This window comes from Sphingobium sp. DC-2 (assembly GCF_000722555.1).
GTDB classification, from domain to species: domain Bacteria; phylum Pseudomonadota; class Alphaproteobacteria; order Sphingomonadales; family Sphingomonadaceae; genus Sphingobium; species Sphingobium quisquiliarum.
Map to the genome: position 1 here is coordinate 1 of NZ_JNAC01000112.1, position 9,853 is coordinate 9,853.

Annotated in this window: 12 protein-coding genes; all 12 read right to left on the reverse strand. The window is 62.5% G+C overall.

Annotation, left to right across the window (positions count from 1 at the left end; translation table 11 throughout):
* On the reverse strand, positions 1-523 hold a 523-nt coding region (locus ET21_RS0119095), incomplete at its 3' end, for a type I restriction-modification system subunit M N-terminal domain-containing protein (protein ID WP_030540900.1).
* Positions 510-2,879, reverse strand: coding sequence for an EcoAI/FtnUII family type I restriction enzme subunit R (gene hsdR, locus ET21_RS0119100; RefSeq protein ID WP_030540901.1), 2,370 nt, complete (start codon positions 2,877-2,879; stop codon positions 510-512). The genes ET21_RS0119095 and hsdR, both read right to left, overlap by 14 nt.
* Positions 2,869-3,075: a hypothetical protein gene (locus ET21_RS28595; protein ID WP_062734569.1), complete on the reverse strand. Its 207-nt coding sequence runs from the start codon at positions 3,073-3,075 to the stop codon at positions 2,869-2,871. The genes hsdR and ET21_RS28595 overlap by 11 nt, the downstream gene beginning before the upstream one ends.
* Before the next feature lie 219 nt (positions 3,076-3,294).
* Entirely contained in the window at positions 3,295-3,498 is a 204-nt protein-coding gene (locus ET21_RS0119105) for a hypothetical protein (protein WP_030540902.1), read from the reverse strand.
* Between the two features lie 281 nt (positions 3,499-3,779).
* Positions 3,780-4,955, reverse strand: a complete 1,176-nt coding sequence (locus tag ET21_RS0119110) for an AAA family ATPase (protein WP_030540903.1) — start codon at positions 4,953-4,955, stop codon at positions 3,780-3,782.
* 82 nt (positions 4,956-5,037) lie between these two features.
* The gene (locus ET21_RS0119115) at positions 5,038-5,646 is read right to left on the reverse strand and encodes a DUF6088 family protein (protein WP_030540904.1); all 609 of its coding nucleotides are present in this window, start codon (positions 5,644-5,646) and stop codon (positions 5,038-5,040) included.
* 155 nt (positions 5,647-5,801) lie between these two features.
* Positions 5,802-6,923: a relaxase/mobilization nuclease domain-containing protein gene (locus ET21_RS0119120; RefSeq protein ID WP_030540905.1), complete on the reverse strand. Its 1,122-nt coding sequence runs from the start codon at positions 6,921-6,923 to the stop codon at positions 5,802-5,804.
* The gene (locus tag ET21_RS0119125; protein WP_037471456.1) at positions 6,916-7,476 is read right to left on the reverse strand and encodes a plasmid mobilization relaxosome protein MobC; all 561 of its coding nucleotides are present in this window, start codon (positions 7,474-7,476) and stop codon (positions 6,916-6,918) included. The genes ET21_RS0119120 and ET21_RS0119125 overlap by 8 nt, the downstream gene beginning before the upstream one ends.
* Positions 7,477-7,624: 148 nt before the next feature.
* Positions 7,625-8,569: a ParB/RepB/Spo0J family partition protein gene (locus tag ET21_RS0119130; RefSeq protein ID WP_030540907.1), complete on the reverse strand. Its 945-nt coding sequence runs from the start codon at positions 8,567-8,569 to the stop codon at positions 7,625-7,627.
* Complete coding sequence (locus ET21_RS0119135; protein ID WP_030540908.1) at positions 8,569-9,333, reverse strand: ParA family protein; 765 nt, start codon at positions 9,331-9,333, stop codon at positions 8,569-8,571. The genes ET21_RS0119130 and ET21_RS0119135 overlap by 1 nt, the downstream gene beginning before the upstream one ends.
* 12 nt (positions 9,334-9,345) lie before the next feature.
* On the reverse strand, positions 9,346-9,522 hold the full coding sequence (locus ET21_RS28225; protein WP_013039042.1) for a hypothetical protein: 177 nt from the start codon (positions 9,520-9,522) through the stop codon (positions 9,346-9,348).
* Between the two features lie 191 nt (positions 9,523-9,713).
* On the reverse strand, positions 9,714-9,853 hold a 140-nt coding region (locus ET21_RS27845), incomplete at its 5' end, for a DUF3768 domain-containing protein (RefSeq protein WP_156029304.1).

The window sequence follows — 9,853 nt, forward strand, 5'->3', positions numbered from 1 at the left end:
CAGAGCGACAGCCTACCTCTGACTGCCGCCAATCTTTGCAACAGAGCCCGTCACGGAGCAGGTAGCCGCTTCTCATGCGGTTATCGACGCCTCTAAAGACGGTCGCGATGACGTCACGGCGATTGTCGCCATTTGTACTGGAGAGCGAGCGCAGATAGGCGAATAGGCCCGGCCCCCGCGTTCCGTCGGGTCGGATAGCTTCATCGTTGTTGATGAAAGCGAGCAGCTCTTCACCGGTGATACCCTGGGGATGCGCAGCCCAGTCCCGCCATCGGTATGGCGGTTCGATCGCGGCTTTGAACTTCTTGTCTCCGAGGAGCGCCTCGTCCTCGCGCTGCTGCTCAAGATCATCGAGGAACTTGAGAAACATGATCCAGGTGAGCAGGGGCAACCGGTCAAGATCGCCGTTAAGCCCCTTGTCCTTGCGCATTATATCGCGCGCGGATTTGAGCAGACTTCCCAGCATCTGCGCCGTCGTCATCGGCGCGCCGTTCTTGCCGGCTTTCTTCTTACGCGTGGCCATAAAGCAATTCCTGAAGGTCATTCACGGCTGTGCGGAGCTGATCGGCACCGCCGAACAGCCTGATAATTTCCGCGGGTTGGCCGTGGGTGGAAATGGGAGGGACGCGCAGAACGTCCGGCAACACGAATTGCGCATCACCATGATCCGCGTATTTCTCGAGCAGCTCATCAAGAATTTCGCGGGCTTCTGGCGAAAACCGCTCAAAGAAATCCTTCCGCTCCATCTTCACGCGCTGCGCGCGCTCCCGTCGGGTTCGCAACGGCGCGTTAAAGGCAAGATGGCAAAGGAGGTCGAACGGGTCAGCGTCCGGCTGGCCTGATTGTTCGATCAGCTCGCCGAAGTCGATCCCGCGCTCGGCGAGCGCCTCAATGATGTCACGGCGCTTGTCCGCGTCGGCCCAGCGCGAGCGCAGCTCCGCCGTTGATGTTGCGATCGACCGGACGCTTTCGGCGGCATAGTCGGTGTACTTGACGACCCTGAGCTGCTTGCCGTTGGGATCAAGCTCATGGACAAGGTGTGCCACCACTTCAACATGTCCGCCGTCGAAGTAAAACTTGCGGGGTTCGGTTGTGGAAGGCTCAATGATGCCAGGTTCCCCGTCCACCGGCACGTCAGTATCGCCCCCGGGCGGGGATTCCGTCTCCGTAACCGAAGTCGTCTCACCATCTTCGGTGATCTCTTCCTCTGTGATGCGCGCCGGATCGCCGTCAAACACCGGATCAGCGAACATCCGGGTCGCCGTCCCGGTGTAATCGATAATGTTGAACCACAGCTTGCCGTAATCATCGCGCAGCCGGGTGCCGCGTCCGATGATCTGCTTGAACTCACTCATTGATCCGACGACGCGGGCCAGCACGACATTCTTGCACGTCGGCGCGTCAACTCCCGTCGTCAGCAACTGCGATGAGGTCAGGATGACCGGCGTTTCCTTTTCAACGTCCTGAAAGCGCGAGAGGTGCCCTCGTCCGATGGCGCCTTCGTCGGCCGTCACACGGACCACGTAGTCGGGATATTGCGCGACCAGATCCGAGTTGAGGTTCACAAGGGCTTCGCGCATCTCGGCCGCGTGCTCCTGATCCACGCAGAAGACGATGGTTTTAGCGAAGCGATCCGTCTTTTTGAGGAAATCCGTGAGATGGCGCGCGATAGCCTCGGTGCGCGCGCGCAGTGCAACCACACGCTCAAAGTCCTTGGTCTGATACTCATCGTCAGGGATCGATCTGCCGTAGCGGTCAAGCTCCTCGTTGCTGGGGCGCCACCCGGCGGCATCCCACGCCGTCACAACCCGGTGCACACGATAGGGGGCGAGGAAGCCATCATCGATTCCCTGACGCAGACTGTACTCGTAAATGGGGTTTCCGAAGTAGAGATAGGTGTCGCGGTTATCATCGCGCAGCGGCGTCGCCGTCATGCCCAGCTGAAAGGCCGGCTTGAAATGCTCAAGGATCGCGCGCCAGGAACTGTCATTACGCGCGCTGCCACGATGGCATTCGTCCACGATGATAAGGTCAAAGAAGTCCGACGGGTAATCTCGGAACAGGCCTTCACGGCGCTCATCCTCGGCGAGCGCCTGATAGATGGCAAAATACATCTCGCGGCTGAAGACGATTTCGCCGGAGGCGATCTTGTGGCGCGCATCGCCGAACGGCGCGAACGTCTTGTCCTTGGGATCGTCGATCAGAATATTCCGGTCGGCAAGGAAGAGAATTCGCGGCTTACGGTGCTCGCCTGTCCGGTTCCAGCGGCTTGACCAGAGTTTCCAGCATAACTGGAACGCAACGACGGTTTTCCCGGTGCCTGTCGCCATGGTGAGGAGCACGCGTTTCTTGCCGCCTAGGATTGCCTCAATGGTACGGTTGATGGCGATCTGCTGATAGTAGCGCGGCGCCTTACCCCCGTCGTGATTGTAGGGCGCAAGAAGCTGGGAGACCTGCGATATGCCCGTGATGCCCGATCCGGTCTGATAGCGCTGCCACAACTCGTCCGGAGTAGGATAGGCCGAGATCCGGTTTTCACGCCCAGTAAAATAATCGATCTCGATGATGTCCGCGCCGTTGGTCGCATACGCGAACTTCAGACCGAGCATCTCAGCATATTCGCGCGCCTGCTGCACGGCGTCGAAGGCGGTTCTGTAACTCGCTTTCGCTTCGACAACGGCTATCGGAAAGTCGCGCGTGTGACGCAGAAGGTAGTCCACGCGCTTTGGAGGTTTTCGGATAAAGCCCTTGCCCATGGGAATGACGCGGCCATCCGTAATGCTGCGCTGTTCCGCAATTGAATGCGGGTCGTTATCCCACCCGGCCGCCTGGAGCTTGGGAACGACATGCTTGCGGCAGGTGTCAGCCTCATTGCCCATGTGCCGTCCCCTTGCCATGCGACGGCCTAGGCCCCTTATGTTTGCTCGAAAGCGGCTCGTGGGCGCTTACGTACTCTCTCATGAACTCCCGCAGAACTTGGGCTGCAGGCCTGTCTTGGCCGCGACACGCCTCCACAAACGCCTCGCGGAGTTCGCGGTCAATCCGGATTCTCAGCCCTGCATCCTTGGTCTTCATGGGATCCGGTGTAACCAAAGGATACACAAATGGGTAGCGAGAAATCTAATTAGTCGAAGCCTATGACGTTGCGATTGATCATAACGAAGGTCGGCCATCAGGCCTGAATTTCAGGCGCGAACGACTGAGATTTTGGCGGTTGTCGACATTTGTAAATGCAGAGGCAGAAGACGCCCACCGTCATATGGGAGCTAACCCAGTCCTTAGTATTGCCCCATATCACACGGGTGGGTTGATGTCGGCCCAATAGGTGACTTCTTCCAGGATATGCATGCTTTCGGGATCTTCCCAGCCTTCGCGGTCGCTATCCCATCGCCCGATCACAGGGAGGTCAACCTCCCAGAGCAGCAAGCGACGGCCGTCTTTCCGGTCTTCCGGCAAAGTGCCGATCGGCTCCCAAGGGATGTGCTTGGCGGTGATCATGCAAGTTCCCTCGCTCGATTCCATTGGTCCCGCATTTAGCCCATCTTTGTGCAGGCACGAAACCCAGCTGGTTGCCAACCTGTCGGGTTTCGGCAGCCCGCCTGAGAACAGCAGCTTTTCGGTGCGTTCGGCTTTTGACGCCAGACTTCTGTGCGTGAGCGGCCACTCGCTTGTGGATGCTGGCACTGATTTAACATAATACAAATTATCAGATTTTTATCGTTGTATAACAATCACTTATGGCCGCACCTCCACAAGCAGGCAGCCATCATCTGCCAAGACTAAGCTTCAGGCATCACTCTTTTCATATAGGTATCGAATAACGGCACTGTGAACGCCGTGTCCCCATGAGCAGGACTATAGAGCATACCCTTTGCAATCAGACTGTTGCGGGTCGGTGCGACGCTCGAGACTTTCACCCCCATAGCTTCAGCGACATCGCCTGATCGATGCGGACCAGGACCCAAGCTTGCCATTGCGCGGAGATATCGCTTTTCTGCCGGCGTCAGCCTGTCAAAACGCACACGGAAGAAGCTCGCATCCAGTTCGGCCAGTGCGCTTTTTGTAGCAACTGCGATATCGGCGGCGGTGATCGGTGAAGCATCAGCAACATCCCACCCATGCTTTCCCCACTCCTGAAGGAAATACGGATACCCCTGGGTTTGCGCCAAAATTGCATCCAAAGCCGCATTTTCGATGGACTCCTTTTCGCGCGCGATTGGCAGACGGATGGCGTCCCGCGCCGCCTCGTCATCCAGCGGACCTACGGCGATGAATTCAAACAGACGCTCTGCATAGGATTTTGCTCGCCCCATTTGCCCCAGAAGCTGAGGCAAACCAGCTGCCAGCATGGTTACCGGTAGCTGTCTCTGACTGGCTCGATGGAGCGCGCTAATCAATGCCGCGAGCTGTTCCTCTGGCACATATTGCAGTTCGTCGATCACCAGGACGACCGCAGTTTTTCGTTCCTGGGCGGCCTCTCCCACGGCGACAATCAGATCGGCCAGGTCGGTCTCGAGGTCGCCACTGTCCGCAAGGCCCGGCTCGGGTTCGAAATCCAGCGCGACCTCAAGATCATCATATTTGACCTTGAGCTTCGCGAATCCCGCCAGCGCTTGCAGAGCGCGCTTCACGCCGGCCGAAGCTTGTTTTAACCGATCGAGACGCAGCAGTGCCGCCCGTAACGCAGGAACCAATATCCCCGGCAACGATCGGTTTTCAGGAGCTTCTATCGCGACTACGGCCATCCCTTCGCGCTCCGCAGCATCCCGCATGGTGGCGAGAAGAACGGTTTTTCCTACCCCTCGCAAACCGTACAGGATGCTCGGTCGGGCTGCTCGCGCCATGCGGATCCGGTCAAGAGCTACGGCGTTGCGTTCCAGCAATGCACCGCGTCCCGCGAGTTCAGGCGGCGGTGTACCTGCGCCGGGCGCAAAGGGGTTTCTACGAGCATCCATAGCGAGGTTATGGCAGTTTATATTTTTTCTGTAAACTTACTAATCTCTCTTGATATCTGCCTCGGCCGGTCTGCGAGCGAACTCATCCATTACGGGCGGCGCCGATCTTTAAGACGAGGTCGCCCATCCATCCGGGCATCTCGGCCCTGGCCTGGGCAAGCATCCGCATGTCGCGATCATCGAGGCGGGCGGCGAAGTGCCGGATCTTGTCGCTGTCGATATTGTCCTTCCCCAGATGCGCGAGCGCCTGCACGACCGCGTTGACCGAGTCAGGCGCATTGTCGATCACCGGTGCGCGGCTGTGCTTGAGCGTCAGGCTGCGCCCGCCCGCTTGCCTGACCCGGGTCCGCCCGGTCGTGGCATAGCTGGCCCGGGCGGGAACCTGGGTCGATAGCCCGAGCCTGTTCGCCGCCGCCGCGCCCGACGGCGCGAGCTTGTCCCCGCTCTGCGTCGAGAGGGCCTTGGCGACATTGGCGGGATCGGGACTGAGCGCACCGAGCTTGTCATGCTTGCGCGGATAGTCATAAAGACCCCGGCCGATGCGCCGGATGTCGCCGGATGTCGCGAGGCGCGACAGCGCCATGTCGACCGACCCACGCGTCCCGAAGTCGACGAAGCTCTTGGGCGTGAACACCCAGCCACGGCCCTTGCCCCGCACGCGCTTCATGATCCGATCGGCTACCGCAGACATTGACTGTGCTCCTACCCGTTAGATAATAGCACGCTTTTTTCTAACAAGCCAGAAGCGCGTATCAGCGCCTAAATCAGCTATTTTCCGAGATATTTTGACATTGTATCCAAATAGGATGCCCAGGTCACACAGGCAAGGTCCGGCAGCGCCGGCCATCATCGTTCCCGATCCCGGTGAAGCGGTGGCCGCCCCTCGTCCGCACCTGTGGGCGGCGAAACGCCCTCCGGCTCGTTTCGGCGCTCCTGCGGCGGCCGCTCGGATTGCAGTATCTCCCGCGCGCGCGCGAGCCGCCGCGACACCGCCGGCGGCATCGCCGCCAGAAAGCCGGCGATTTCCTGCCCCAAGGCACGATCTTCCGGTTTCCCGGTGCCGGCGAGCGCGACCGCTGCCTCGGCATAGGCGCCGCGGATCTGCTTCTGGCGCGAAAGCGCCATGACATCTTCTGCCCGGCGCTCCTGGTCGACCGCACGCACGAAGCTTTGCGCCCGCAGTTCGTTGAGCTGCGCGAGATTGAGCCTGCGCCCCTCGCCCCCAAGCCGGGCATCGAGATGGAGCGCGGACGAACGGACCCGCTTCTGGACATGGCCGCGCGCGCGCCGGGGGGTGGCTTCGGCCGCGACACCGCGCGCGCGCAGCTCATGCGCGAAGGTCTCACGCATATGATGGAGATCCGCCTTGCGCGGATTGAAGCGGGTTCCGTCCGCCCCTTCGGTCGCCACCGTCAGATGGACGTGGGGATGATCGGTGTCGGTATGGAGCGCCAGCATATAGGCATGGTTCGCCTCGAACAGGATCCGCGCGAATGCCTGCGCCGCGTCATGAAGCGTCTCGGCGTCGGTCGATCCCCCGGGCATCGAGAGCACCAGCGACATCGACGTCGGCCGCTCCCGGCCATGTTCGTTCATGGCCTCGTCGAGCATCGCCCAGTCCTGAGCGATCGCCTTGAGCCGATCCGGCTCGGTGATAATCTCGCCCTCGCTCGATCGGACGGCGAGCTTCCCGTGGCGCGCCACATAGCCGAAATGCTCGGCGACATGATGAGCGCCATATTGCTTGCCGGAGACCTTCACCATCACCTCGGGCGCCTTGCGCACGATCCGCTCGAGCTTGGCGCGCGCCTCGGCCTGGCTCATCGACATCGGCCGGGCGGCCCCGCCCCCGCTTCCGCCCGGTTTGATCCGAACATAAGCGCCGCGCAGGGTCCGCTTGCCGCCTGTCGGCGGCCGCCAGGCCTCCATCAGGCTGGGAAGCGGGAGAACCCCCTCCTCCTCACGCATCGGCCGTGTCCCAGTAGCGAAGATCGCCCTTGAGCGCGGCCCCGAGACCGGCAAGCGCATCGACGATCTCGGACCGGAAACTTGCGACCCTGGCCGCTTCCCGCGCGACGTCGAGGCCGGATTCGACCATCACCGAGGCGTTGAGCGCGCGGGTCGCCTGGTTGAGGTTGATCCCGATCCGATTGAGCTCGCGCCACGCCTGCGCGACGGCCGCTCGCTCCTCGCGCGGCAAGGGCGCGTTTGCGCGCAAGCGCCGCGCCAACAGCGTGGTGATCCAGTCGGTACGCTTCATCCCCAGCACATCCGCCGCGCGGTCGAGCGCGGCGATTTCTTCCGGGATCAGCCGAACCTCGACCCGGCAGGTTGCGCGCTGGCGGGCGCGCGGCGCCTGATGCCCCTCCCCCGCCTCCATGGCCAAGGCGTCACCGATCAAGCGGCGCAACAGCGCCGAGCGGCCGCCTGATGCCGCCGCGAGCGCGGCGAAGCGCTGGGCGACATCATCGTCGAGCCGAAAGGTGAGGACGGGCATGTCCCCAACGCTATTGTCATACATCCCCGGCGCCAAGCCTATCCGGCCCTCACCTTTACTCAACTCATCTTATAGTCTGCTTGGGCAGACTATCGCTCTTCGGCCAGTGAACGCCTCTTGAACATCGATCGTCCGCAGCAAGGGGCGGGCCCAAACCATCGTGCAAGATAAACTACGAACGCGGAGGAGGCGGGTCAGTTGTTGGCAATGCCTCGCCTCTCTCGCCGATCGGACCGATCGACGAGGCAGCGACTTCACGCTCGTGGCCATCCTCGAAAATCACCGTGACCAAAGGCGCCAGCGGGAGCCACGCAGGGAAGCCGTCGACCAAGACCGGTAGTCTAGATCGGATCGGCGCGGAGGGTTTGTCCGTGAGGCCCGATCGAACCGGATCGCGGTCGGTGGGGGCCAATGGCTGTGCCACAGGCGCCCGCGGAGGGGCCGGCGCCGGGTGCGTCTGCTTGAGTTCGGCGATGAAGCGCGATCCTGCGGCGAGCGTTGCGCCGGCGTCGCCCCAGCTGGCGACATAGGCCTCGACCTCGGCAGGGTAGTCCCGCGCAGTGCGGTGCAGATCATAGAGAAGGCGAATGGGCGCAAACGGCAGGGCCGCCTTGAGATAGGCCGGCATGTCGCCATAGGCGGCATAGAGCGAGACGAACTGCTTGGATCGGCCGAGTGCCGCCGCGATCTCGACCTGGTTCATCCCGCCCTTCAGCATCCGGGCGATCGCATGGGCGAGCTCGACCGACGACAGATCGGCGCGCTGGTCGTTCTCGACGATCTGGTCGGCCAGCAGTTGCACCCCCTCGCCGACCGGCACGACGATCGCGGGGATCGTGGCAAGGCCAGCCAGCTGCGATGCGCGGAAGCGGCGCTCGCCCAGACGTATCCGGTGCATGCCGTTCGCGTCGGGCGGCGTAACCGTGATCGGCTGCAGCACGCCGCGCGACGCGATCGAGGCGGCCAGCTCGGCGAGCGCGTCATCGTCGAAGCTGCGCCGGGGATTGCCGGGGTCGGGCAGGATGCGCGCAAGCTCGATATCCTCGACCCGGCGCGCTCGTTCATGGTCGCCGACAAGAAGTCCGAACTCCTCGATGCGCTCGTCGAACTTGCCCATCAGGCGGCCGCGACCTCCAGGCTTGTCATGCGCCGCTCGATCTCGGCGAGCACCGCGCGGATCTCCTCGGCCGCCGCCTTGGCGCCGCTGCCGGTCTCCAGCCATACCGGACGATGATTTTCCGCGGCATGCTTGTAGGTCGGCCGCGCCTTGATGAAGGCCGGGAACATGAGCTTCTCGCCGACCGCATGCGCGAGCTTAACCGCATTCTCCATCTCGCGCCGGTCGAACGGATTGACCATCGAGGGGAGGAGCCCGAGGAAAGCGATCTTGCGGCCGGCGCGCGCGGCCTCGGCTTTGCGCAGCGCGGTCAGCAGCATCTTGGCGCATTCGACCGAATCCTCAGCCACCTGCACCGGCGCGATCACGGCATCGGCGACCGCCATCGCGCTCAAGGTGAGCTCGTCCCACTTGGGACCGGTGTCGATGACGCAATAGTCGAAATGCGGGCGGAGCGCCGGGAAGCGCCCGATGAAGTCGCGCACATCCTGCGCCGCCTTGACCATCTGGAGGCGGGGATCGGCGCCGAGCACGGTCAGCCCGCCCTGCCCGTCGGCGCACAGGGTAGCGGCAGGGTCGAACAGGTCGGCGGAAAACCCGCCCTGCCGCTCGGCGCCCAGGCGCCGCGTCGAGCTGCCCTGGGGATCGAGATCGACGAAGGCGACGCGGCGCTCAGGCGGTTCGGCGAGATACCAGGCGAGATGAGTGGCGAGGAAGGTCTTGCCGACCCCGCCCTTGAGCAGGCTGACGACGATCGTCTTCATGACCGCGGCACCTCAGCAATAGTCGTCCGGACCATCGCGCAGGTTGCGCTCATAATGATCGCGCGAGGACCAGTCGCCGCCACCGCCAATGCCGGGACCGACATAGCGGAACAGATAGACGGTGAGGGCGAAGCAGCCGAACGCGAAGAGAAACGCGTGATCGGGATGCGCGGCGAAATATGCGGCCATGATAAGTCTCCTTGGAGCCAGTGAAGGGCAAGCGAACGGCGCCACTGGCGCCGGCCACGCGCAATCGCGCGGCATCTCAGGCCCGCGCCCTCCCCTCCCGCATTTGCGGACGCGGCGTCCGTTGCCCGCATAGTCTGCTCAAGCAGACTTGGGCGGGCCATCCCCCCGGTCGGGGGGATGGCTGCGCCGGATCAATATTCGTCGGCCAGCAGGATGGTGAGCACGCGCGTCGTGACCTCGGGGTTCGCGGCATCCGGCGAGCCATAGGCGAGCTCGAGATAGTAATAGATCCTATGCAGGCCGGATCGGCTATGCCGTTGTTCCGTCAGAC

Coding starts and splice junctions, on each gene's coding strand:
- ET21_RS28595 (WP_062734569.1), bottom strand. CDS start 3,075: ATGAAGACCAAGGATGCAGGGCTGAGAATCCGGATTGACCGCGAACTC.
- ET21_RS28225 (WP_013039042.1), bottom strand. CDS start 9,522: ATGGCCGCATATTTCGCCGCGCATCCCGATCACGCGTTTCTCTTCGCG.
- ET21_RS0119115 (WP_030540904.1), bottom strand. CDS start 5,646: ATGTCTGCGGTAGCCGATCGGATCATGAAGCGCGTGCGGGGCAAGGGC.
- ET21_RS0119125 (WP_037471456.1), bottom strand. CDS start 7,476: ATGTATGACAATAGCGTTGGGGACATGCCCGTCCTCACCTTTCGGCTC.
- ET21_RS0119105 (WP_030540902.1), bottom strand. CDS start 3,498: ATGATCACCGCCAAGCACATCCCTTGGGAGCCGATCGGCACTTTGCCG.
- hsdR (WP_030540901.1), bottom strand. CDS start 2,879: ATGGGCAATGAGGCTGACACCTGCCGCAAGCATGTCGTTCCCAAGCTC.
- ET21_RS0119120 (WP_030540905.1), bottom strand. CDS start 6,923: ATGCGTGAGGAGGAGGGGGTTCTCCCGCTTCCCAGCCTGATGGAGGCC.
- ET21_RS0119110 (WP_030540903.1), bottom strand. CDS start 4,955: ATGGATGCTCGTAGAAACCCCTTTGCGCCCGGCGCAGGTACACCGCCG.
- ET21_RS0119135 (WP_030540908.1), bottom strand. CDS start 9,333: ATGAAGACGATCGTCGTCAGCCTGCTCAAGGGCGGGGTCGGCAAGACC.
- ET21_RS0119130 (WP_030540907.1), bottom strand. CDS start 8,569: ATGGGCAAGTTCGACGAGCGCATCGAGGAGTTCGGACTTCTTGTCGGC.